This is a genomic window from Enterobacter kobei (assembly GCF_001729765.1).
In the GTDB taxonomy this organism is placed as follows: Bacteria; Pseudomonadota; Gammaproteobacteria; order Enterobacterales; family Enterobacteriaceae; genus Enterobacter; species Enterobacter kobei.
Window position 1 is genome coordinate 3,603,829 of sequence record NZ_CP017181.1, and the last position, 24,046, is coordinate 3,627,874.

The window sequence follows — 24,046 nt, forward strand, 5'->3', positions numbered from 1 at the left end:
AGAAATGTACGCGTTGCCTTGCATGAAGGGGGGCATCTTAAAGCTCATTGATTAAACAAACTCACTATGCCGCTACAAACAGCCCAAAACCGTCACTTGATAACGTGTTATTTAGATAAATTAATGCTCAGGGCTTTTAGCCAAACTGTCACTTGATGTAAGAATCCAGAACCTTCAGCACAACGTCCAGGTCTTCTTCTCGTTTCTGTTCTTCACTTTCATGAACAATATGTTCAGTCAAATGTCCTTTAATCACTTCACGCAATAAACCATTCACGGCACCACGTATGGCGGCTATTTGTTGCAGTACAGCGGCACATTCGTGAGGTTCATCAAGCATTTTTTTCAGCGCAGCAACCTGCCCCTGGATCTTGCTTGTACGTGCTTTCAGTTTTTGTTTATCGCGGATGGTATGTGACATGTGGGCTCTCACTCTCCTGGATATTTTATGTAACTATACCAGCGTTATTCTACTGGGGGGTAGTATATTTTACTGGGGGGAGTAGAATCCGGCCTACACTTAATAACCAAGAATGATTCTCATGAACGAATTTACGACACTTCTTCAGCAAGGCAACGCATGGTTTTTCATCCCCAGCGCCATTCTGCTTGGCGCGCTTCATGGACTGGAGCCCGGGCACTCCAAAACAATGATGGCAGCATTCATCATTGCTATAAAAGGCACCGTACGTCAGGCCGTGATGCTGGGTGTCGCGGCAACATTGTCGCACACTGCAGTCGTATGGCTGATTGCTTTTGGAGGGATGTATATCAGTAATAAATTTACCGCAGAATCAGCCGAACCCTGGCTACAGATGGTCTCTTCAGTGATCATCCTTGGTACGGCTTTTTGGATGTTCTGGCGAACCTGGAGCGGTGAGAAAAACTGGCTGGAGGGAATGCAGGAGAATGAACATCATCACCATGACGAAACAAGGTTGATCGATACTGGCCATGGAAAAGTTGAACTGTCCATTTTTGAAGAAGGACAACTTCCCCACTGGCGGCTACGCACTCTTAGTGGCCAAAGATGGGCTTCTGAAGATATCTCATTAACCACACTTCGGGAAAACAGTACGATCTCTCAGACTTTTGAATTTGTTGATCATGGTGATTATCTGGAGTCAACATCTCCCATCCCTGAGCCTCACAGTTTCAACGTACGTCTGTCTCTGGGACATCGTGGTCATGTCCATGACTATGATGTGGCGTTCGCTGAACACGACCATGACCATGACCACTCTGAGCTTGATGGGCTGGATGTGAATTCGAAAGAGTATCAGGACGCTCACGAACTGGCTCATGCCAATGACATAAAACGCCGCTTCGACGGGAAAGAAGTAACCAACGGGCAAATCCTGATATTTGGACTGACAGGAGGGCTTATCCCTTGCCCGGCAGCTATAACTGTATTGTTGATCTGCCTTCAGCTTAAAGCGCTTACGCTGGGTGCCACACTGGTTGTTTGTTTCAGTATCGGCCTGGCATTGACCCTCGTAACGGTTGGAGTGGGTGCGGCGATCAGCGTTCGTCAGGTCGCCAAACGCTGGAGTGGCTTCAATACCATCGCCAGAAGAGCCCCCTATATTTCAAGCGCCCTGATTGCTGCTGTTGGGATTTACATGGGTATACATGGCTGGAATGGGCTGGTGCATTAACACCGGTACTGATGACACACACTCTGGGTACTTACAAAGTACATCCTAAGCGCCACCGTTGAGGTTATGAGCAGAAAAACCCGGAATATAAAGCTGCTCTTTCCGGGACTTGTTGCTGAGGCAGGGATTAAGTAACTGATTAAATCCATTCCCATAAGACTCAATGATAAATGAAAGAATAAAAAAAACGCTCCCGGACGGGAGCGTAAGCCAGTGACTTCGGCGTTAAATGAGGGTCTAACAAGTGGAGCTGCGGGTTAATTCTGGGTGATCTGGCTGCGATGCTTTTCAGCCTGCTGCTGATGAATAACGGAAGACTGACCATTATTCGCCTTCTCGTGCACAACAGCGGCTTTTTCATGCTCGTTCATTTCTGAAAATGACGTTGCTGATTCGTTGGTGGCCCCTGGTTTGCCTTTCATCATTTTTTTATGCATCTCCGCCATGTCCTGGTGGGCAGAAGCGTTGCCGTTTTGCATCATTTCATGGGACATTGCAGCCTGATCGTGTCCGCTCATATCCATCATTGTCATACTGTCTCCCTGAACAGCGCTTTTTTCAGAGGTTGACTGCATCTGATGGGCGGGTGCCTGGGCATTATTTACCTGGTCATGCATGTTCATTGTCTCTGCAGCCATGGCGGATGAAGCGACAGCCATAATGGCAACAAATGATACAAGGATCTTTTTCATGGTTGGGTCTCCGGTGTTTTCATACCCAAACAATCAACGGCTTATAACAGAGAAAGCATTTGATCTCAGGGCGGGTTATTCATCACTCCAGGAACCAGGCGATTGCGTTATCACTCTGCTCCTGATTTATGTATGATTATAAAAAACCGCCTCTGTTTATCGCGTGACTGAATGATGACAATTTTGTCACCTTCCAGGTTTCTCCTGAAGAACGGGATTAATCCATTAACAGGCGCACACTGAACACAATTTCCCGCCCCTGCTGTTCTGCTGACAGCTCGCCGCCATGAGCATGAATGATCGACCTTGTAATTGATAATCCCAGCCCCGCGCCTTCCGTGTTGTGGACCCTTGATGAATCAGCTCGATAGAACCGATCAAACAAACGTTCCAGATTAGCGGGAACCTGGCCGGACATCGTATTCGTAATCATCACGTTCACACAGTCACTGTCACGCTCAAGGTGTATCGCTGTACAGGTGTTATCGGGAGAATACTTGATTGCATTGGAAAGCAGGTTACTGAAAGCACGTCGCAGCATATCGCTGTCTCCGGCAACAACGCCCTCTCCTTCAACGGTGATTGTCTTTCCTGTTTCGTCTGCCAGAGGCTCGAACAGCTCACGTAATTCATTCAGTTCGGCGGCCAGATCCACATCATGTTTATCCAGCTGCAGCAGACCATGCTCTGAACGTGCCAGAAAAAGCATATCACTGGTCATTCGTGACAACCTTTTCAGTTCTTCCAGGTAAGCGAATAAGATTTCGCGGTAATGCGAAACATCCCTTTCCTTAGCCAGTGCAAACTGCGTCTGCATCATCAGATTACTGACCGGTGTGCGCAGCTCATGCGCGATGTCAGACGAGAAATCTGACAGTTTCCGGAATGACCCCTCCAGGCGATCGAACATGTTATTGAACTCCTGCATGGTCTCAGAAATTTCCGGCGGAGCCAAATCGGGATTAAGACGCTGATCCAGGCTGTGTACGGTCATGGAGGAAGCCAGACTGGTCATTTCCCGTAGCGGTTTCAGACCAATACGTGTGGTCAGCCAGCCCAGAAAAACAGAAATAAAGACCAGACCGATATTGAACCAGAACAGCCAGGTACTGAGCTTATCCATAAACAGGGTGTGATACCCAGTATCCGTGGCAACCGTAATGATGACATGTTTGCTTTTACCCTGTTCCGGCGTCACGGCAACCCGCCGCGAGATACTGCGGTACACGGTGTTATTTTCTTCCGTCTGGATCATATAGTCGAGAATATCACCCGACTTATTAAGCAGGACCGCTGGAACAACAGAATTTTTGGCATAGAGTTCAACAATTTTTTCATTTTCCATGTTTTTTATAGAAATGAATAAACCATTGTGCCCTACCATCGCATCGTTTATTTTTTCTGATAATGACTTAATATCCGTTTTGTTCCGGAACGTCTCTGTTTTAAGAAACTCTTCGGTGAGCTGAAGTTTACCTGTCAGAAAATCGCGGTCCTGATTATCGAAATAGCCATTAAGGGTGCTAATCAGGATAAAACTTGATAACCACCATACCGTAAGCATCACCGCGGCTTTGTTGAATAAATCGAACTTTTGCTGAGTTGAAGGATCAGATCACGCATCTTCCCGACAACGCAGACCGTTCCGTGGCAAAGCAAAAGTTCAAAATCACCAACTGGCCCACCTACAATAAAGCCCTCATCAACCGTGGCTCCATAACTTTCTGGCTGGATGATGAAGCTATTCAGGCCTGGTATGAGTCGGCAGCGCCTTCTTCACGAGGCAGACCTCAGCGCTATTCTGACCTTGCCATCACGACTGTGCTGGTCATTAAACGCGTATTCAGGCTGACCCTGCGCGCTGCGCAGGGCTTTATTGATTCCATTTTTTCTCTGATGAACGTTCCGCTACGCTGCCCGGATTACAGCTGTGTCAGCAGGCGGGCAAAGTCGGTTAATGTCAGTTTCAAAACGCCCACCCGGGGTGAAATCGCACACCTGGTAATTGATTCCACCGGGCTGAAGGTCTTCGGTGAAGGCGAGTGGAAAGTCAAAAAGCATGGCCAGGAACGCCGCCGTATCTGGCGTAAGCTGCATCTCGCCGTTGACAGTAAAACACATGAAATCATCTGCGCTGACCTGTCGCTGAACAACGTTACGGACTCAGAGGCCTTCCCCGGGTTAATCCGGCAAACCCACCGGAAAATCAGGTCAGCCGCCGCCGATGGCGCTTACGATACCCGGCTATGTCACGATGAACTGCGGCATAAGAAAATCAGCGCGCTTATCCCTCCCCGAAAAGGTGCGGGTTACTGGCCCGGTGAATATGCAGACCGTAACCGTGCAGTGGCTAATCAGCGAATGACCGGGAGTAATGCGCGGTGGAAATGGACAACAGATTACAACCGTCGCTCGATAGCGGAAACGGCGATGTACCGGGTAAAACAGCTGTTCGGGGGTTCACTGACGCTGCGTGACTACGATGGTCAGGTTGCGGAGGCTATGGCCCTGGTACGAGCGCTGAACAAAATGACGAAAGCAGGTATGCCTGAAAGCGTGCGTATTGCCTGAAAACACAACCCGCTACGGGGGAGACTTACCCGAAATCTGATTTATTCAACAAAGCCTCGTTAAGGTTAACCTAAGATTTCAGAATGATAATCTCTGCTTTGCAGCGAATAAGGCAATCATAATATTAGATTGAATTGTTGTAATTATCATCAATGTTTTTACTGGTTTACTATTTTCCGGAGGTGTTAATGCCTGTACTTTTCAGGGTGAAAGTTATTCCGCTGGTTTTACTTCTGGCAATGATCTTTGCGTTTTTACTTAACTGGCCAATATTGCTGCATTTTTACGAGATTTTGTCGCATTTAGAGCATGTCAAAATTGGTTTTGTCATTTCTATTCCCTTTGTTCTGGTTGCGGCGCTTAACGTTGTTTTTATGCCTTTCTCAGTTCGTTTTCTGCTGAAACCTTTCTTTGCTTTACTGTTTATCACTGGCTCACTGGTCAGTTATTCGACACTAAAATATAAAGTAATGTTTGATCAAACGATGATTCAAAACATTATTGAAACTAACCCCCAGGAAGCGCATTCCTATCTTAATGGCTCAATTATTATATGGTTCGTCTTTACCGGTATCCTTCCTGCCATCCTCCTTTTTTCAATAAAAATTCAATATCCTGAAAAATGGTATAAAGGCATTGCTTACCGTTTGCTCTCCGTGCTGGCATCGTTGAGTTTGATTGCAGGTGTTGCCGCACTTTATTATCAGGATTATGCCTCTGTCGGCCGCAATAACTCGACATTGAATAAAGAGATCATCCCGGCGAACTACGCTTACAGCACTTTCCAGTATGTTAAGGATACGTACTTTACGACTAAAGTGCCTTTCCAGACGCTGGGGAATGATGCTAAACGCGTCGTCGCTCACGAAAAACCCACGCTGATGTTCCTGGTGATTGGCGAAACGGCACGCAGCCAGAATTTCTCGATGAACGGTTATTCGCGTGATACCAATGCCTTTACCAGCAAATCCGGCGGCGTTATTTCGTTTAAAAATATGCATTCCTGCGGTACCGCTACCGCAATATCCGTTCCGTGCATGTTCTCGAATATGAATCGCACCGAGTACGACAGTAAAAAAGCATCTAACAGTGAAAATTTCCTCGACATCGTGCAGAAAACCGGTGTCTCGCTGTTATGGAAAGAGAACGATGGCGGTTGTAAAGGCGTATGTAGCCGCATCCCGACTGTCGAAATTAAGCCTAGTGATAACCCGAAACTGTGCGATGGCAAAACGTGCCATGACGAGGTGATGCTGGAAAACCTTGATGATGAAATCGCCAAAATGCCAGGTGATAAGCTTGTCGCCTTCCATATCATTGGCAGCCATGGACCGACTTATTACCTGCGTTATCCGGCTGAGCATCGCCACTTCATGCCCGAATGTGCACGTAGCGATATCGAAAACTGTACTCAGGAACAATTGGTCAACACCTACGACAACACCCTTCGTTATACAGACTATGTATTAGCTGAGATGATTGAAAAGCTAAAAAATTACAGCGATCAGTACAACACCGTGCTGCTTTATGTGTCCGATCATGGTGAATCATTGGGCGAAAGCGGGCTATATCTGCACGGCACGCCGTACAAACTGGCACCGGATCAGCAGACGCATATTCCGATGCAGGTCTGGATGTCACCGGGCTTTATCGCCGGGAAACACATCAACATGTCTTGCCTTGAAAATAATGCGGCGAAAAAATCATATTCCCACGACAACCTGTTCTCATCGATTTTGGGGCTGTGGGACGTAAGCACCAGCGTCTATAATCCTGACCGCGATTTGTTCCGCGAATGCCGTGGCTAATCGATTGTTAGTATAACAAAAAGCCTTACGGCAACCTGGTTGCCGTAAGCTGCAAGAATGCAATAAGGCTTATAATATGAAACAACTTACTTTCAACGACCTACGCAAGCAAAGCGCACAAGCCGCAAATTCCCCCCGCTTACGTGCCCATCATAATTTCCACCCTGAATTGAGCGACCCGGTGCAGCGTCTGGCTATTGCTATGGAACCGGGAACTTATGTTCGCCCTCATCGCCACCCGCATACTTTTGAACTGCTGACATCCCTTACCGGTCGCTTTTTGGTATTGAACTTTGATGACCTGGGTAACCTGACCCAGCGCGTCGTGTTAGGTGAGGACTGTAAAGTGCTGGAGATGGATGCAGGCACCTGGCATACCGTATTGTCACTGGATGAAGGCGGCGTTATTTTTGAGGTAAAACACGGTAGGTACCAGCCTGTTGCTGATCAAGATGCCGCCCCATGGGCCCCCGCCGAAAACGAGCCGGGAACTGCAGAGCTGATGAAATGGTACACACAGGCGCAAGTAGGTGATGGCGGATATCCGCGGTAATTAATGCGTTGCACGGAGTGCCATTCTCTCCTTCGCGCCAACTTCAAAGGCTAAGACGCTTCCTCCCAAATCACCTACTCGTAAACCTGTGGCAAGAGTAGAAAATCATCTTATGCAAATAACAGGCAATATCCTTACCGAGGTCGGGATGCAGGCAAAACACCAGCAGAACGCAAAGTATCTCCAGTAAGAGTACAATTTTCATCTACATTTTATCGCGCAGATTGCAGTGGCAGGACAATGCTGACCAGTACGCCTGAGGTAAACTGGCTGGCAGGGGCTAAAGTAACTTTCCCACCCAGCCGCGTGACGCATGCTTTGACTATCGCTAAGCCCAACCCAGAGCCGGGTTGGGTCACGCCTTCAGGGCGATAAAATGCATCGAACACGCGCATCCTTTCTTCTGCGGCAATACCGGGACCGTTATCTTCAACTTTAATGATCGCTTCGTGCTGCGATACCATCACGCTGAGATCAATTTGTCCGTGTTCCGGTATATAGCGGATTGCGTTTTCTACCAGATTTTTCACGATAATAGTGAGTGTGTATTTATCGGTGTAAACCAGCTGACTCGCACTGGCAGTTTCCAGTACGCCAATATCAATACTTTTTTCCAGAGCAAGTGGATGCAGGGATTCAATCACCTCCCTGAATAACTGTGTAATGAGCAGAGGCTGATTATTTCCTTGCCGCGTATTTTGCTGTTCGCGGGCAAGCAGAAGCAGCTGTTCTAACAAGTTTTTGGTTCGGCTTAACCCTTGTTGCAGGCTGTTCAGCCGGAATTGCGCTTCGGGCGACATTTCGCTCGCCGACAGCCGCTCCGCCTGTAGCGACAATGCCGTTAGCGGGGTACGTAACTCATGGGCCGCATCGGCGATAAAACGTGACTGTGTCTGCATGGCATCGTTAACTTTGTGCAACAATTTATTGATACCACCCACAAATGGACGAATTTCATCAGGAATGGCATCTTCAGGGAACGGCGTCAAATTGCGTTCATCTCGCTGATGCACCTCATCGGCAAGGAGTGAAACGGGGCGAAAGGCTTTCCGGATCAGATCAGTCGCAACCAGCAACAGTATCGGCAACAGCAGACTGAGCGGGATCAACGTGCGCAGTGCGCTTTCAAATGAGATTTCGTCGCGTACGTCAAGCTGCTGACCAATGGCGACCAATTGGGTGGGTGAAAGTCGATGCACCAATACACGATACGATTCTCCGCCGGAAATTACGTTCTGAAAACCTTCATGCATGGGCGTTTCCAGCTGAAAAGTGGGGTCGCGGGCCTGCAGGGAATTACCGTTTTCCGATATGAATTCCACCACCACTCGGGAATCATTATCACCATCCAGTTGCTTAACAAGAGTCTGCGAGTCAGGGTTGTCATATATCACACTGGCGATTTGGGTCAGGGTGCCATCCTGTAGTTCATGGGCTTCGTCGAGTGCAAAATAGAAGGTAAGACCACAGGAAATAACTGCGGTAAATAAAATGGCGACGCTCAGGGCTACCGAGAGCTGTAGCTTCAGAGAGTTTTTCACTCGCTTTTGGAAACCAGCCATCCGACCCCCCTGACATTTTTGATGGCATTCCGGCCGAGCTTTTTACGTAGAGCGTGGATGAAATACTCAACAGCGTTACTTTCAATCTCATCCCCCCAGCCATAAATACGGTCTTCAAGATCGCTGCGAGAGAGAATACCGCCGGGGCGCTGCATGAGTGCTTCCAGAAGAGCATACTCGCGCTTCGAAAGTAAAAAGTTCTCTCCGCTGGCCAACAAACACACTTCGTGACTGACCGGGTTCAGGCTGAGCACACCGTTACTCAGCAATCGATCACTGTTGCCGTTATGTCGTCGCAAAACAGCGCGTATCCGCGCGAGCAGTTCGCTGAACTCGAACGGTTTAATTAGGTAATCGTCTGCTCCACTGTCGAGGCCGTGAAGTCTGTCCGTAAGGGCATCCCGCGCGGTGACAATCACCACCGGTACGGATGATCCCTGACGGCGAAGTGCGTTCATGACGCTAAAGCCGTCCTGTCCCGGCAGCCCAAGATCCAGGAGCACAATGTCATAATGCTGCGCGAAGCAACTGGCCAGCGCATCATTGCCATTTTTCATCCAGTCCACCGCATACGACGCATCGCGTAACGAATTCGCCACCACGTCGCCGATCATCAGATCATCTTCAACCAGTAAAATTCTCATCGCGTTGATAATCCCTATGTGTAGTGGCTCGCAATCGAAATCCCTCCGACTCGCAATCAGCGCATATTTCGGCTCACATTAACTGCAAATGAAAAACGCCCCCGACTCACATTAAGTGACAATGGGCTCGCAATCAGCCAGACGGACTCGCAATCCAGTCCGCCGGGCTCACAATAACTGCAAATAGACATCGTCATATCGGTAGGCCGACCGCCAACATTCTGTCGCGTAGCTCGGCTGTGCGGGCAGGGTCTAACTGATTGTTAAATAATGCCCTGATTTCAGCAGGTTTTGCATCAAACTGCTCCACCATATCTTTCAGCCGGTAACCATGCCGCGTGAGTGTCGGTTCCAGGTCATCCAGTTGACGTGACAGTACGGATTCAACCAGCGTGGCGGTAATCGGCTTTTCACCTGTCTGGTATCCTGCTTCCATCGCCAGCGTCAGGTGCAACTGGACCTGCAGCGGTGTACGAAGTTTCATCGCCAACAGGTCAACTGCTTCGGTCGTCAGAATATCTAATGAGATGGTCACTCCCTCCTTCCCAGTACTATGCTGAGGACAGGCTTTCATTCGGAGAACCATCATGGAAAACATTGCGCTTATTGGTATCGATCTGGGTAAGAACTCTTTCCATATTCATTGTCAGGATCATCGTGGGAAGGCCGTTTACCGTAAAAAATTCACCCGACCAAAGCTAATCGAATTTCTGGCGACATGCCCGGCAACAACCATCGCGATGGAAGCCTGTGGCGGTTCTCACTTTATGGCACGCAAGCTGGCAGAGTTAGGGCATTTTCCAAAGCTGATATCACCGCAATTTGTCCGCCCATTCGTTAAAAGCAACAAAAATGACTTCGTTGATGCTGAAGCTATCTGTGAAGCAGCATCACGTCCATCTATGCGTTTCGTGCAGCCCAGAACCGAATCTCAGCAGGCAATGCGAGCTCTGCATCGTGTCCGTGAATCCCTGGTTCAGGATAAGGTGAAAACAACTAATCAGATGCATGCTTTTCTGCTGGAATTTGGTATCAGCGTTCCGCGAGGTGCTGCCGTTATTAGTCGACTGAGTACCCTTCTTGAGGACAGTAGTTTGCCTCTTTATCTCAGCCAGTTACTGCTGAAATTACAACAGCATTATCACTATCTTGTTGAGCAGATTAAAGATCTGGAATCTCAGTTGAAACGAAAGTTGGACGAAGATGAGGTTGGACAGCGCTTGCTGAGTATTCCCTGCGTTGGAACGCTGACTGCCAGTACTATTTCAACTGAGATTGGCGACGGGAAGCAGTACGCCAGCAGCCGTGACTTTGCGGCGGCAACAGGGCTGGTACCCCGACAGTACAGCACGGGAGGTCGGACGACATTGTTAGGGATTAGCAAGCGGGGCAACAAAAAGATCCGAACTTTGTTGGTTCAGTGTGCCAGGGTATTCATACAAAAACTGGAACACCAGTCTGGCAAGTTGGCCGACTGGGTCAGGGAGTTGTTGTGTCGGAAAAGCAACTTTGTCGTCACCTGTGCTCTGGCAAACAAGCTGGCCAGAATAGCCTGGGCACTGACGGCGCGACAGCAAACTTACGAAGCATAAAGGCAGAAATACACCAGTTTAAACAATCATTCATCTGGTTTTGCGAATACTGATATTGATGATACTAACGGCCCACCGGCCTGTTGAGGAACCTGTAAAACGGAAAGGCTCATTGAAGCCGTATATTTTCTGGAGGTTCATCAGGCGCGGAACTCATCGAGGCGCGGGAATAAAATCCCATTCAGACGCCGGATAGATTCAAGCAAGCCAACTTGTCGTCAAAATCGGTGTTGCAAAAACGGGAGTGACCATAGATTCCGGCTTACCCTTGCCGGTGCTGGTTTTCAGCAACCACTGGATATATTCGCGCTGGCTGCCGGTGATCCCGTCCAGCGTAAAAATATCGGTACGATAACCGATTTCCTCCATCGTCGGACGACGCAGGTCATTACGCAGTTTAGGGTGACCTGCCAGAACGACAGATAGCCGTCCTCCGCCGTCTTCAACCACTTCCATCAACCGTTTGAGCCCCGTCAGTGTATTACCGTTCAGGTCATGCGCCTCATCAACAAACAGCGCCACCGGGCGTTTACCTTTTTTGACCAGCTCCTGCAGTTCCCGCTCGCGACGTTCACCCTGCTTGGGGATCTGCACCTGCTTATCCTGCGCCAGGTCGTAAAACAGGGCGTTAATCAGCGTGGCGAGCCGGACACTCTGTTTGTCGACCGACAGGGAACGGGCGACAATGATTTTGTTTTCATCCATCAGTTGCTGCTGCAGGCGTCGCAGAGTGACTGTTTTGCCACTTCCGACCACACCACAGACGGCTATCAGACGCCCTTCGCGTATCGCCCCTTTAATGTCTTTCATCAACTGCTTATGGTGAGCAGTTTCATAATACCTGGCCTGTTCAATAGACTGCGTCAGCCCATAATGCTCCATCACTTCAACCCGCATGGTCTTCTCCTGGTTGTCTGTTACGAAAATAGTCTCTGATGCGGGCGAGTACTTCATTACGGTTTAGCGTCTCAGCCAGAATACTGTCGATAAACGCCCGGTCTTCATCCGGCATTCTGGCCAGCGGAATGGCCAGATCGTCGGCAATAGCCAGTTTTGCCGCAATAACGGTGGGAAAGTGGTATTCAAATTTTCGGGCATCAAAGGGCTGATGTGGCAATTCATCAATGCGCTGCTGGGTGTCATCACTGACCACGCGGAGATCGCTTCCGGACAACGCGCTGATGGGGATGTTCAGCTGTCTGGCCAGAGCATGAATACGATCGGCCCGTTCAGCCGCTTTGCCACGCCTGAACGTCCGATAACGGTGTAGTGGCACAGGCCCCGATACCGGATAATAAGGCCCCCATGTTTCACCGGTAAACTCCACATACATCTCTTCGTCAAACAACCCCCACAGCAGAATGACGATTTCCCCCGCCATATCCGGTTCAACTTCCCATGCGGTGCCGTCTATCGTTACCCGCGCATCAACACCCACCTTGCGGGATTCCGGCTCCCGGGCGAACCGACCGTATTGTTCCCAGCTGCACATATCTCTCACGCCGTCCCGGGGGATATTTGCCAGCCAGTCCTCCAGGCGCGAGTGTTTCTCGCTGCGGTGTTGCTGCGCATTGTAACGACTCAGATAGTTCCAGAGCCATTCGTTGGCCTGCAGCTCCGTCTCCGGTTTATGGAAATGGTACAGGGTTTCATGTGCCTCTTTAACGGTCCTGAAAGGACGCTCTACTTTACCTTTGGACCGTGCCGTTGTCCGGGTGCCATCCTTACCTGCCGGTGTATGCGTCAGCCAGTCAACTTTCAGGGACTGCATCACATTCTGGAATACATGGCTTTGGCACTGTTGCAAAGTTAGCGATGAGGCAGCCTTTTGTCTTATTCAAAGGCCTTACATTTCAAAAACTCTGCTTACCAGGCGCATTTCGCCCAGGGGATCACCATAATAAAATGCTGAGGCCTGGCCTTTGCGTAGTGCACGCATCACCTCAATACCTTTGATGGTGGCGTAAGCCGTCTTCATGGATTTAAATCCCAGCGTGGCGCCGATTATCCGTTTCAGTTTGCCATGATCGCATTCAATCACGTTGTTCCGGTACTTAATCTGTCGGTGTTCAACGTCAGACGGGCACCGGCCTTCGCGTTTGAGCAGAGCAAGCGCGCGACCATAGGCGGGCGCTTTATCCGTGTTGATGAATCGCGGGATCTGCCACTTCTTCACGTTGTTGAGGGTTTTACCCAGAAACCGGTATGCAGCTTTGCTGTTACGACGGGAGGAGAGATAAAAATCGACAGTGCGGCCCCGGCTGTCGACGGCCCGGTACAGATACGCCCAGCGGCCATTGACCTTCACGTAGGTTTCATCCATGTGCCACGGGCAAAGATCGGAAGGGTTACGCCAGTACCAGCGCAGCCGTTTTTCCATTTCAGGCGCATAACGCTGAACCCAGCGGTAAATCGTGGAGTGATCGACATTCACTCCGCGTTCAGCCAGCATCTCCTGCAGCTCACGGTAACTGATGCCGTATTTGCAGTACCAGCGTACGGCCCACAGAATGATGTCACGCTGAAAATGCCGGCCTTTGAATGGGTTCATGTGCAGCTCCATCAGCAAAAGGGGATGATAAGTTTATCACCACCGACTATTTGCAACAGTGCCCCTTAACGAATGGAAGGGACTTCCCCTGGATATGCGCCTGATTAACTCTTGTGCAATCATGGGGTAAACATAGCCCCGGAGGGATTCGTTATGACCATCACGACTGTCGGTATCGATCTTGCTAAAAATGTGTTCGCTGTTCACTGCGTTGACCAACACGGTAAAACTGTTCTGGTTAAACCCAAAGTATCGCGTGCTGCCCTTCCTGAGCTGATTGCCAGTTTACCTCCCTGTGTTATCGGGATGGAGGCATGCTCCGGGGCTCACTACTGGGCAAGGTTGTTTCGGCAATATGGTCATGAACCACGGCTGATGGCTGCTAAATTTGTATCTCCTTACCGCATGGCCGGTAAATCAGGCAAAAATGATGCAGCTGATGCTCAGGCTATCTGTGAAGCAGTTCGTCGCCCGCATATGCGGTTTGTACCAGTGAAGGATGAGAGCCAGCAGGCGATGCAATGCCTACACCGTATCAGACAGGGTTTTATCGAAGAGAAAACAGCAACATATAACCGATTGAGAGGTTTGATATCGGAATTCGGTGTCATCGCCCCACAAAGTACAGATGCCCTGCGTCACATGGTTTCTGAGCAGAAGAGTTCTTTGCCACTTCAGGTTCAACAATGTGTTAATGACCTGCTGGAACACATTGATCGTATTGAAGATAATATTACTGAATATGACCGGATTTTGTCCCGCATGGCAAAAACAGATCACCGCAGCCAGCGATTGATGGAACTGAAAGGGATTGGTCCCACAACGGCCTGTGCGCTGGTCGCCAGTATCGGTAATGCACACGATTTTAAAAATGGGCGACAACTGGCAGCCTGGCTGGGACTAACGCCATCGCAGTACAGCAGTGGTGGGAAATCAAAGCTTGGCAGGATAACTAAAGCTGGCGATTCGTATCTGCGAACGCTACTGGTTCAGGGGGCTCGTTCGGTTCTGATTGGTGCCGAGAAAAGGACTGATTTATTCAGTCGTTGGGTCTGTTCACTGGTCGATCGCAGAGGATACTGGCGTGCCGTTGTAGCCATCGCCGCCAAAAACGCAAGGCTGTGCTGGGCATCATTGCATTACGGTGATGATTTCAGGCTGTACTCAGCCAGCTAAAGCACGAAACAAAATAACCATCTGACCTGCAATTCGTTGATGATAAAGGGTTATACCCCGTGAGGCCTATCTGGCTATTGTACAGGATATACGTATCCGCTTAACGAACAAGAACCTCACGCGCGTCTTTCATCAGGGTCCGAATCGATGACGATTCATCATGGCCGTTTATAGTGCCGCAGTCTCTCCCCTTTATTTTTACTGAAGAGCAGACAGAAACCATAAACACCGGCGTTGACACGCCGGGGAAGCCCTTATAGTACAATAATTTTCGAAATCCAACCCATCCCGCCTACAGGAATGACGGATTTTTCGGCGGTTCCGGCGTAGACCCACCACAACTGCTGTATAGCTTGTGGGTAAGTGATAATGAAGTGCAAACGAGATGGCGCAAATACTCTTTTGGTTTATCTTTTAATTACTTACGTATTAAAAGATAAACCAAAAAATAAAAGACATTACTGTTATCCCCTTTAAAAAGTGGATAACCGAACAGCATCGGCGCGAGCGCCTCAAAAGTAGCTCCCCACGCTAAAGCGCGGGGCATTCAGAACGGAATCCCTCGATGGCTAACAGCTCGCCTGTTAGCCATCGAGGGATTGGACAAATCCGGCCACGCCGGATACGTCAGCAAATATCGCTGAAGAATTAGCTTACACGCTCGTAAGCGGCTCTTACGACCCGCTAACGCGGAGATACGCCCCAACTGCGGCTTCGCCTTGTTGTGACCACTCCGACCGCGCACAAAAGCCTCTGAGCCGCTTTTAGCGGAATATGGCTTTGCAGGGTGAAGGGATGGATAGGCGATCCCTTTCGATCCCTCACTGGTATCGGCGGCTAACCCTCGGTGCTACCTGTCATTTCATCCTGCCGCCTTACATGCGCTAACGCGCATAAGTCCCCGTTCCTCAGTGGAACGAAAACTCACGCTAACAGGGTAGTGACCGGGTAGCCACGATAACTGCCAACAAAATTAGCTTATAGGTTAATTCTACCTTGTCTGAAATTAGCCTATAGGTTAATATTAATAGAAATGGGAGGTCACATGTTTAGCATTGTTTATCACCCGGAAGCCAGGGAAGAAGCCACAGCATTACCCGTAAAAATCAGGGTGAAGTTTGACCGTCTCATCGGCAAACTGGAGTATGACGCCCGATTACTGCGGGAGCCGGACACGAAGCCCCTGGGCGATGGACTTTTTGAGATCCGCACGATGGGGACGGACATAGCCAGGGGAATCTGGGTATACCACAAAGGCAATACCATCATCATGCTCCGTGTTTTCATCAAGAAGTCACAGAAAACGCCAGCGAAAGAAATCGATCTCGCCAAAAAGCGGTTAGCGGAGGTACTTAATGAAACTGGTAAGCCATAAAGAACTGCATAACGAGTGGATGCAGGACGATGAATATCGCGCTGCATGGCAGGAAGAAGAACGTAAGGAAAAGCTCAGGGAGCTGCTTGCTGAATGGCGCAAGCATGACAACCTGACAAAAGCGCAGGTTGCTGAACGCATGGGGGTTACACCTCCGGTTATTTCTCGCCTGGAAAACAACATCACCAAAGCCAGCATCGACACACTGACCCGCTACGCTCACGCCTGCGGCATCAAGAAACCTGTCATTGCCCTGTACTGAATAGCCAGCCCTCCGGGGCTGGCCTTTTTGTTTCGGTCAGTCCCAAAATTTTGTTAAAGCAAGTTTAAAATGTCACCTGTTTCTCCAAAGTTGAAATGTCACTTCTAAGCCAATCTATTTATACATAATCTTTACATCTTTCCCCGGTGACAAAGTGCTAATTGGTCTGTAATGTTCAATGTGTGGCAGGCAAGCCGCCGGTGACTTAGGGAAGGTGCGAACAAGTTCCTGATATGAGATCATCATATTCATCCGGAGCGCATCCCAGAGGGACATCATGAGCCATCAACTCACCTTCGCCGATAGTGAATTCAGCACTAAGCGCCGTCAGACCCGAAAAGAGATTTTCTTGTCCCGCATGGAGCAGATTCTGCCATGGCAAAACATGGTGGAAGTCATCGAGCCGTTTTACCCCAAGGCTGGTAATGGCCGGCGACCTTATCCGCTGGAAACCATGCTACGCATTCACTGCATGCAGCATTGGTACAACCTGAGCGATGGCGCGATGGAAGATGCTCTGTACGAAATCGCCTCCATGCGCCTGTTTGCCCGATTATCCCTGGATAGCGCCCTGCCGGATCGCACCACCATCATGAATTTCCGCCACCTGCTCGAGCAGCATCAACTGGCCCGTCAATTGTTCAAGACCATCAATCGCTGGCTGGCCGAAGCAGGCGTCATGATGACCCAAGGCACTTTGGTGGATGCCACCATCATTGAGGCACCCAGCTCTACCAAGAACAAAGAGCAGCAACGCGATCCGGAGATGCATCAGACCAAGAAAGGCAATCAGTGGCACTTTGGCATGAAGGCCCACATTGGTGTCGATGCCAAGAGTGGCACTGTTGCAAATAGTCGGTGGTGATAAACTTATCATCCCCTTTTGCTGATGGAGCTGCACATGAACCCATTCAAAGGCCGGCATTTTCAGCGTGACATCATTCTGTGGGCCGTACGCTGGTACTGCAAATACGGCATCAGTTACCGTGAGCTGCAGGAGATGCTGGCTGAACGCGGAGTGAATGTCGATCACTCCACGATTTACCGCTGGGTTCAGCGTTATGCGCCTGAAATGGAAAAACGGCTGCGCTGGTACTGGCGTAACCCTTCCGATCTTTGCCCGTGGCACATGGATGAAACCTACGTGAAGGTCAATGGCCGCTGGGCGTATCTGTACCGGGCCGTCGACAGCCGGGGCCGCACTGTCGATTTTTATCTCTCCTCCCGTCGTAACAGCAAAGCTGCATACCGGTTTCTGGGTAAAATCCTCAACAACGTGAAGAAGTGGCAGATCCCGCGATTCATCAACACGGATAAAGCGCCCGCCTATGGTCGCGCGCTTGCTCTGCTCAAACGCGAAGGCCGGTGCCCGTCTGACGTTGAACACCGACAGATTAAGTACCGGAACAACGTGATTGAATGCGATCATGGCAAACTGAAACGGATAATCGGCGCCACGCTGGGATTTAAATCCATGAAGACGGTTTACGCCACCATCAAAGGTATTGAGGTGATGCGTGCACTACGCAAAGGCCAGGCCTCAGCATTTTATTATGGTGATCCCCTGGGCGAAATGCGCCTGGTAAGCAGAGTTTTTGAAATGTAAGGCCTTTGAATAAGACAAAAGGCTGCCTCATCGCTAACTTTGCAACAGTGCCATAGAAAGGTTACATTTCTAAAAATTATAACGCTGACCTGGGGACCGGGAATATGTATTCATTTATCGCACGCCAGCCTATTTTTGACACAAAAATGCAGACCGTCGCTTATGAGCTGCTTTTCAGGGACGGAATGAACAATGCCTTTCCCGATGTTTCACCAGAATACGCCACGTCCAGAATGATTTCTGACCAGTTTTTATGCATCCCTGTTCCCCGTATAGCCAACAATCACAGTTCTTTTATTAATGTGCCGCACCAGATGATCATTAACGGACTGGGCGATACGCTGCCGAATGAAAAAGTGGTCATCGAAATTCTGGAAAATGCAGTCCCGGATGATGCGCTTTTCTGTGCCGTAAAGGATATGCACGACAGGGGTTACCAGCTTGCGCTCGATGATTTCACGATGGATGATGAATGGGACCGCTTTATGCAGTATATTTCTGTCATCAAATTTGATGTCAGAGACAATGACTATGAAGATATCCGGCAATATATCCACAGAAAAAGTCAGCTTCTGCAGGGCATAAAATTCCTTGCTGAAAAAGTGGAAACAAGGGACGAGTTTGAGCTTTACAGCCGGGCGGGTTTCGCGCTTTTCCAGGGATTTTTCTTCAGTCGCCCGGAAATCCTCAGAAATAAATGCCTTTCCCAGAACCCCCTGCCACTCTCCAGGCTGATGATGGAGGTGAACAGGGAAAACCCGGACTTTGCCGCGGTCGAACGTCTGCTTAAAACCGATCTGACGCTGTCATATAAAATCATGCGCTACGTCAGAAACATGCTGTTTAACTCACATGGCATAATTCAGGCGGACAATCTTACCCTGAAAGAAATGCTGATGTATCTGGGGGGCAATGAACTCCGGCGGTTTGTTGCGGTGGCCGCCCTTTCAAATATGGGGCGTTCCGGCATCAGTGAACTTTATCATCTGAGCATGGTTCGCGGAAAATTCTGCGAATTAATTGCCGGAAAAATAAATAATGTTTCATTATCCTATAACGCATTTATATGCGGTCTGTTTTCATTGCTGGATGTCATTCTTGAACTCCCCATGGACGATTTAATTAAACAGATTTCAATCCCGCAAAACGTAACTGCCGCGCTTTGTGAACATAAAGGTGAACTTTTTGACATACTGACCCTGTCGTTATGTTATGAGAAACTTAACTGGGAGGAAACCGCGAAAATATGTAATACCCTCAATATCAGCGAGTTCACTGTTATAGAAACCATGCAGGCCGCAACAAAATGGGCGGACGAGCTCGCCGTCTGTTAAGGATATTTATCACAAGACAAATCAGTCATACACATCATTTTTTTAATTAAAGAAATACCGGTGAACGCCGTTATATCCGCTTATCCAGACACAACGAGACACTATTATCGGTAATGACTCCAACTTATTGATAGTGTTTTATGTTCAGATAATGCCCGATGACTTTGTCATGCAGCTCCACCGATTTTGAGAACGACAGCGACTTCCGTCCCAGCCGTGCCAGGTGCTGCCTCAGATTCAGGTTATGCCGCTCAATTCGCTGCGTATATCGCTTGCTGATTACGTGCAGCTTTCCCTTCAGGCGGGATTCATACAGCGGCCAGCCATCCGTCATCCATATCACCACGTCAAAGGGTGACAGCAGGCTCATAAGACGCCCCAGCGTCGCCATAGTGCGTTCACCGAATACGTGCGCAACAACCGTCTTCCGGAGCCTGTCATACGCGTAAAACAGCCAGCGCTGGCGCGATTTAGCCCCGACGTATCCCCACTGTTCGTCCATTTCCGCGCAGACGATGACGTCACTGCCCGGCTGTATGCGCGAGGTTACCGACTGCGGCCTGAGTTTTTTAAATGGCGGAAAATCGTGTTGAGGCCAACGCCCATAATGCGGGCGGTTGCCCGGCATCCAACGCCATTCATGGCCATATCAATGATTTTCTGGTGCGTACCGGGTTGAGAAGCGGTGTAAGTGAACTGCAGTTGCCATGTTTTACGGCAGTGAGAGCAGAGATAGCGCTGATGTCCGGCAGTGCTTTTGCCGTTACGCACCACCCCGTCAGTAGCTGAACAGGAGGGACAGCTGATAGAAACAGAAGCCACTGGAGCACCTCAAAAACACCATCATACACTAGCATCACCGACAAAAGGCTGCCTCATCGCTAACTTTGCAACAGTGCCCTTATTCGCACCTTCCCTAGCTAAAGCAAAAAAAAGTGCTCAAAAAATTCTGGAGAAAAAATCCGTTTCTGCCGATACTGCCTCTGCGGGCTGTGCCTATTTCAGGACAATGGACTCTCACCCGTTAAGAGATGGGGAAAATGAACTGGCAGCGCTTCAACAAAGTAGGGGTCGTCTCAGAAAACGGAATCTATGGTCACTCCCGTTTTTGCAACACCGATTTTGACGACAAGTTGGCTTGCTTGAATCTATCCGGCGTCTGAATGGGATTTTATTCCCGCGCCTCGATGAGTTCCGCGCCTGATGAACCTCCAGAAAATATACGGCTTCAATGAGCCTTTCCGTTTTACAGGTTCCTCAACAGGCCGGTGGGCCGTTAGTATCATCAATATCAGTATTCGCAAAACCAGATGAATGATTGTTTAAACTGGTGTATTTCTGCCTTTATGCTTCGTAAGTTTGCTGTCGCGCCGTCAGTGCCCAGGCTATTCTGGCCAGCTTGTTTGCCAGAGCACAGGTGACGACAAAGTTGCTTTTCCGACACAACAACTCCCTGACCCAGTCGGCCAACTTGCCAGACTGGTGTTCCAGTTTTTGTATGAATACCCTGGCACACTGAACCAACAAAGTTCGGATCTTTTTGTTGCCCCGCTTGCTAATCCCTAACAATGTCGTCCGACCTCCCGTGCTGTACTGTCGGGGTACCAGCCCTGTTGCCGCCGCAAAGTCACGGCTGCTGGCGTACTGCTTCCCGTCGCCAATCTCAGTTGAAATAGTACTGGCAGTCAGCGTTCCAACGCAGGGAATACTCAGCAAGCGCTGTCCAACCTCATCTTCGTCCAACTTTCGTTTCAACTGAGATTCCAGATCTTTAATCTGCTCAACAAGATAGTGATAATGCTGTTGTAATTTCAGCAGTAACTGGCTGAGATAAAGAGGCAAACTACTGTCCTCAAGAAGGGTACTCAGTCGACTAATAACGGCAGCACCTCGCGGAACGCTGATACCAAATTCCAGCAGAAAAGCATGCATCTGATTAGTTGTTTTCACCTTATCCTGAACCAGGGATTCACGGACACGATGCAGAGCTCGCATTGCCTGCTGAGATTCGGTTCTGGGCTGCACGAAACGCATAGATGGACGTGATGCTGCTTCACAGATAGCTTCAGCATCAACGAAGTCATTTTTGTTGCTTTTAACGAATGGGCGGACAAATTGCGGTGATATCAGCTTTGGAAAATGCCCTAACTCTGCCAGCTTGCGTGCCATAAAGTGAGAACCGCCACAGGCTTCCATCGCGATGGTTGTTGCCGGGCATGTCGCCAGAAATTCGATTAGCTTTGGTCGGGTGAATTTTTTACGGTAAACGGCCTTCCCACGATGATCCTGACAATGAATATGGAAAGAGTTCTTACCCAGATCGATACCAATAAGCGCAATGTTTTCCATGATGGTTCTCCGAATGAAAGCCTGTCCTCAGCATAGTACTGGGAAGGAGGGAGTGACCATCTCATTAATTATCCCACGCTAAGACTATATTTTGTACAGCAGTGGAGAAGGATGAGAGACCAGCAGTTCATTAACAGGGACTCCTTTTTGCTTAAGCGGCTCAATGGTTCTTTCTATATAAACCGTATTCCAGAGTGTTATCGCCGCCGTATGTAGTGTCAGCGCCGGTGGCGTGGTAACGCTGATCCTCCCACCCCCAGATCCCTGATTTCATTCAGCCGGTGCATGAAGGATGCTCGCCCAAGGGCCTCACCCTTATTCAGCCCCGCCTGTATGCATCGGCCTAAGCCTTTATCGCAAAATCAGTCCAGCATAAACAGCGTCCGATCTCTGCAGAAAATCGCCCTCTGCGCTACGAGTTTGAACGCATTTACTCTGTTTATAGGTAACATTCGCTCCACGATATAATGATATCGGCAACGTATTCAGCATCCTGAGCATGAGTCAGAAGGTGATCCGCCTTACCCAACGAAATGAAACTCTTGGGATGCTTTGCTGCTTTGAATATTTTTTCGGCCTGCTCAATTAACACAGTATCATCTTCAGTCGCATGAAAAATAAGCAGAGGCTTGTTCATGGCGAACACCTTATGAGCGATTTTGTGTTCCTGAATATTGTCCAGCATCTGTTTCTTTAAGGTAAATACCCGCCCGGCCAGCTCAACGGGATAGGCTCCATGCTGGTTAATGTTTTCAACATCATCCTTAAAAAGACGTTTTACGTGTGTCAGTTCTCCGGGTGATCCTATGGTGACAACGGCCTTTGCCTCAGGAACTTCGCCGGCAATAGACAGAATGGCCGATCCCCCCAGGCTATGGCCGATGAGCAAAGAAGGCGCTTCGTACTGTCGGCGGAGATAATCTACCGCGCAAAGCAGGTCCGAAATATTGGATGAGAAGTTGGTGTTGGAAAAATCCCCTTCGCTGTTTCCCAGACCAGTAAAATCAAACCGGAGAACGGCGATAGCATTCTCTGTCAGTTTCCGCGCAATACGCGCCGCGCCTTTGAGGTCTTTGCCACACGTAAAACAATGAGCTAACAGCGCAAACGCTTTAGGATTTTCAGGAAGTTCAAGCAATCCGGCCAGTTCTTCACCAGCCGCATTTTTGAACGTAAATTTTAGTTTTTTCATAGGATATTCCAGGTCTTAAACTGATTTCATATGTTTGATCGCAGGGAAAAATAATCTTCTGCTCTGCATCTGGCATTACGCGTTTTCCTTCCTCTACTGGGGATGTGAAACAGAATTCATTCCGAATGCCTGTCCTCACCTTCCAGTTTGAAAGCTGATTATTGCTTCCTGTTCGGTGATCACTTACGCTATGCTACCAACTAGATGGTAGTTTACAAGAATTTTATGAGGTCTCACTGAATGGCCAATTGCGCGCTCATTCTTAAAATATCCCTGGCAATGCTGGCGTTTGCTGCAAACTCTATTCTGTGCCGTCTGGCCCTGCAGGGAGGCCACATTGATCCCCTTTCATTCAGCAGCCTCAGGCTGGCCAGTGGTGCACTCGTCCTGTCACCTTTCTTGTTTTATCACGCAAAAACTACATTATCGCTGTGGCGTCCGCTGAGCGGATTTTACCTCATGGTGTACGCAGTGCTCTTCTCTGTCGCCTATATCCATCTCGATACCGGGGCAGGTGCGCTGTTACTTTTTGGTGCCGTACAGTTTGCGATGGTGATCCACGGATTATTTAAAGGGGAATCACTCTCCGTTATGCGGGCTTGCGGTTTAGTTATTGCTCTGGCAGGAATTGCTGCCCTGCTGTTACCCGGGGCGAAGGCACCGCCGCTTTACAGTGCACTTATGATGATCGTTGCCGGATTAGCCTGGGCCGCCTATTCCGTCAGGGGGAGGGCGGGCCAGGCGGCCGGGGCTTCAACGGCGGCAAATTTTGTACTCGCCACGCCGATGGCTCTCGCTCTTTCGTTGCTGTTTATGAAGCAGGGTCACTATGATGCTGCGGGCATTGCTTTGTCATTGCTGTCCGGTGCCGCCGCCTCAGCCGGTGCATATGTATTGTGGTATACCCTTTTACCCTCTCTCGGCTCTATCACCGCCAGTACCCTTCAGCTCAGCGTTCCCTGTCTGGCAATGCTAGGGGGTGTGGTATTCCTGGATGAATCACTGACGGTCAGAACGATATTTTCTGCCCTGGCGGTGCTGACTGGCATTGTGATGGTGACACGCGAGAAATCCCCCCGTCAGTCGATGACAAAGGCGAGAGAACCTTAATAACGCAATTA

Annotated in this window: 20 protein-coding genes and 5 pseudogenes; 12 read left to right on the plus strand and 13 right to left on the minus strand. The window is 49.3% G+C overall.

From position 1 onward, the window contains the following. Nucleotides 1-148 precede the first annotated feature (148 nt). Nucleotides 149-421 carry a Ni(II)/Co(II)-binding transcriptional repressor RcnR gene (gene rcnR, locus BFV64_RS17315; RefSeq protein ID WP_000019951.1) on the minus strand — a complete coding sequence of 91 codons (273 nt, stop codon included), beginning with the start codon at nucleotides 419-421 and terminating at the stop codon, nucleotides 149-151. Between the two features lie 121 nt (nucleotides 422-542). Between rcnR and BFV64_RS17320 the strand changes: the two genes are divergently transcribed. After that, complete coding sequence (locus tag BFV64_RS17320) at nucleotides 543-1,658, plus strand: nickel/cobalt efflux protein RcnA (RefSeq protein WP_001572377.1); 1,116 nt, start codon at nucleotides 543-545, stop codon at nucleotides 1,656-1,658. A gap of 257 nt (nucleotides 1,659-1,915) precedes the next feature. Here the strand turns inward: BFV64_RS17320 and BFV64_RS17325 are convergent, their stop codons facing one another. Together BFV64_RS17325 and pcoS are read right to left on the minus strand one after the other, a co-directional pair. Continuing rightward, on the minus strand, nucleotides 1,916-2,350 hold the full coding sequence (locus BFV64_RS17325) for a hypothetical protein (RefSeq protein WP_000723070.1): 435 nt from the start codon (nucleotides 2,348-2,350) through the stop codon (nucleotides 1,916-1,918). 217 nt (nucleotides 2,351-2,567) lie between these two features. Further along, nucleotides 2,568-3,914, minus strand: a complete 1,347-nt coding sequence (gene pcoS / locus BFV64_RS17330; RefSeq protein ID WP_001572376.1) for a copper resistance membrane spanning protein PcoS — start codon at nucleotides 3,912-3,914, stop codon at nucleotides 2,568-2,570. A gap of 83 nt (nucleotides 3,915-3,997) precedes the next feature. On the opposite strand from pcoS, the gene BFV64_RS17335 reads away from it, so the two are divergent. From BFV64_RS17335 to BFV64_RS17345, 3 genes are all read left to right on the plus strand, one after another. Continuing rightward, on the plus strand, nucleotides 3,998-4,921 hold the full coding sequence (locus BFV64_RS17335) for an IS5-like element IS903B family transposase (RefSeq protein WP_001572374.1): 924 nt from the start codon (nucleotides 3,998-4,000) through the stop codon (nucleotides 4,919-4,921). 188 nt (nucleotides 4,922-5,109) lie between these two features. Then, nucleotides 5,110-6,729, plus strand: a complete 1,620-nt coding sequence (locus BFV64_RS17340; protein ID WP_001572373.1) for a phosphoethanolamine--lipid A transferase MCR-9.1 — start codon at nucleotides 5,110-5,112, stop codon at nucleotides 6,727-6,729. Nucleotides 6,730-6,805: 76 nt separating this feature from the next. Continuing rightward, the gene (locus tag BFV64_RS17345) at nucleotides 6,806-7,282 is read left to right on the plus strand and encodes a WbuC family cupin fold metalloprotein (protein WP_001572372.1); all 477 of its coding nucleotides are present in this window, start codon (nucleotides 6,806-6,808) and stop codon (nucleotides 7,280-7,282) included. 212 nt (nucleotides 7,283-7,494) lie between these two features. Here BFV64_RS17345 and qseC-like read toward each other — a convergent pair whose 3' ends face one another. From qseC-like to BFV64_RS17360, 3 genes and pseudogenes are all read right to left on the minus strand, one after another. After that, a complete protein-coding gene (qseC-like, locus tag BFV64_RS17350) occupies nucleotides 7,495-8,844 on the minus strand; it encodes a QseC-like sensor histidine kinase (protein WP_001572371.1) in 1,350 nt (449 codons plus the stop codon). Beyond that, on the minus strand, nucleotides 8,820-9,488 hold the full coding sequence (gene qseB-like / locus BFV64_RS17355) for a QseB-like response regulator transcription factor (RefSeq protein WP_001572368.1): 669 nt from the start codon (nucleotides 9,486-9,488) through the stop codon (nucleotides 8,820-8,822). The genes qseC-like and qseB-like overlap by 25 nt, the downstream gene beginning before the upstream one ends. A 193-nt stretch (nucleotides 9,489-9,681) precedes the next feature. Beyond that, nucleotides 9,682-10,008: pseudogene (locus BFV64_RS17360) on the minus strand (ExeA family protein); the annotation flags it as partial. Between the two features lie 67 nt (nucleotides 10,009-10,075). Here BFV64_RS17360 and BFV64_RS17365 point away from each other — a divergent pair. Then, nucleotides 10,076-11,080 (plus strand): IS110-like element IS5075 family transposase, encoded by a 1,005-nt coding sequence (locus tag BFV64_RS17365; protein ID WP_000427614.1) that lies wholly within the window; start codon nucleotides 10,076-10,078, stop codon nucleotides 11,078-11,080. A gap of 243 nt (nucleotides 11,081-11,323) precedes the next feature. On the opposite strand, the pseudogene BFV64_RS17370 reads toward BFV64_RS17365, so the two are convergent. From BFV64_RS17370 to BFV64_RS17380, 3 genes and pseudogenes are all read right to left on the minus strand, one after another. Continuing rightward, nucleotides 11,324-12,034 (minus strand): annotated as a pseudogene (locus BFV64_RS17370) (ExeA family protein); the annotation flags it as partial. Next, a pseudogene (locus BFV64_RS17375) lies at nucleotides 11,967-12,875 on the minus strand (IS481 family transposase); the annotation flags it as partial. The pseudogenes BFV64_RS17375 and BFV64_RS17370, both read right to left, overlap by 68 nt. Before the next feature lie 51 nt (nucleotides 12,876-12,926). Beyond that, nucleotides 12,927-13,631 carry an IS6-like element IS26 family transposase gene (locus BFV64_RS17380; protein WP_001572363.1) on the minus strand — a complete coding sequence of 235 codons (705 nt, stop codon included), beginning with the start codon at nucleotides 13,629-13,631 and terminating at the stop codon, nucleotides 12,927-12,929. A 153-nt stretch (nucleotides 13,632-13,784) separates the two neighbouring features. Here BFV64_RS17380 and BFV64_RS17390 point away from each other — a divergent pair, with 153 nt between their 5' ends. The 6 genes and pseudogenes from BFV64_RS17390 (at nucleotide 13,785) to BFV64_RS17420 (ending at nucleotide 19,384) form a co-directional block, all read left to right on the plus strand. Further along, the gene (locus tag BFV64_RS17390) at nucleotides 13,785-14,807 is read left to right on the plus strand and encodes an IS110 family RNA-guided transposase (protein ID WP_001572362.1); all 1,023 of its coding nucleotides are present in this window, start codon (nucleotides 13,785-13,787) and stop codon (nucleotides 14,805-14,807) included. A 1,045-nt stretch (nucleotides 14,808-15,852) separates the two neighbouring features. Beyond that, the gene (locus BFV64_RS17400) at nucleotides 15,853-16,182 is read left to right on the plus strand and encodes a type II toxin-antitoxin system RelE/ParE family toxin (RefSeq protein ID WP_069602317.1); all 330 of its coding nucleotides are present in this window, start codon (nucleotides 15,853-15,855) and stop codon (nucleotides 16,180-16,182) included. Next, nucleotides 16,163-16,444, plus strand: a complete 282-nt coding sequence (locus tag BFV64_RS17405) for a helix-turn-helix domain-containing protein (RefSeq protein ID WP_000780222.1) — start codon at nucleotides 16,163-16,165, stop codon at nucleotides 16,442-16,444. Before BFV64_RS17400 ends, BFV64_RS17405 begins: the two co-directional genes overlap by 20 nt. 277 nt (nucleotides 16,445-16,721) lie before the next feature. Next, nucleotides 16,722-17,291: pseudogene (locus BFV64_RS17410) on the plus strand (IS5-like element IS5B family transposase); the annotation flags it as partial. A 54-nt stretch (nucleotides 17,292-17,345) separates the two neighbouring features. Then, on the plus strand, nucleotides 17,346-18,050 hold the full coding sequence (locus BFV64_RS17415; protein WP_023312637.1) for an IS6-like element IS26 family transposase: 705 nt from the start codon (nucleotides 17,346-17,348) through the stop codon (nucleotides 18,048-18,050). 104 nt (nucleotides 18,051-18,154) lie between these two features. Further along, on the plus strand, nucleotides 18,155-19,384 hold the full coding sequence (locus BFV64_RS17420; protein WP_047064190.1) for an EAL and HDOD domain-containing protein: 1,230 nt from the start codon (nucleotides 18,155-18,157) through the stop codon (nucleotides 19,382-19,384). A 124-nt stretch (nucleotides 19,385-19,508) separates the two neighbouring features. Here the strand turns inward: BFV64_RS17420 and BFV64_RS17425 are convergent. From BFV64_RS17425 to BFV64_RS17435, 4 genes and pseudogenes are all read right to left on the minus strand, one after another. Continuing rightward, a protein-coding gene (locus BFV64_RS17425; protein WP_095033700.1) for an IS1-like element IS1B family transposase occupies nucleotides 19,509-20,206 on the minus strand; the annotation gives its coding sequence in 2 pieces (ribosomal slippage) (nucleotides 19,509-19,957 and nucleotides 19,957-20,206; 699 coding nt in all). A 522-nt stretch (nucleotides 20,207-20,728) separates the two neighbouring features. Next, complete coding sequence (locus tag BFV64_RS17430) at nucleotides 20,729-21,733, minus strand: IS110-like element IS5075 family transposase (RefSeq protein ID WP_000427614.1); 1,005 nt, start codon at nucleotides 21,731-21,733, stop codon at nucleotides 20,729-20,731. A gap of 99 nt (nucleotides 21,734-21,832) precedes the next feature. Next, nucleotides 21,833-22,146 (minus strand): annotated as a pseudogene (locus tag BFV64_RS26075) (Tn3 family transposase); the annotation flags it as partial. A 26-nt stretch (nucleotides 22,147-22,172) separates the two neighbouring features. Beyond that, nucleotides 22,173-22,925, minus strand: coding sequence for an alpha/beta hydrolase family protein (locus BFV64_RS17435; RefSeq protein WP_004729622.1), 753 nt, complete (start codon nucleotides 22,923-22,925; stop codon nucleotides 22,173-22,175). Nucleotides 22,926-23,165: 240 nt separating this feature from the next. On the opposite strand from BFV64_RS17435, the gene BFV64_RS17440 reads away from it, so the two are divergent. After that, entirely contained in the window at nucleotides 23,166-24,035 is an 870-nt protein-coding gene (locus BFV64_RS17440; RefSeq protein ID WP_001567390.1) for a DMT family transporter, read from the plus strand. Nucleotides 24,036-24,046: the final 11 nt, after the last annotated feature.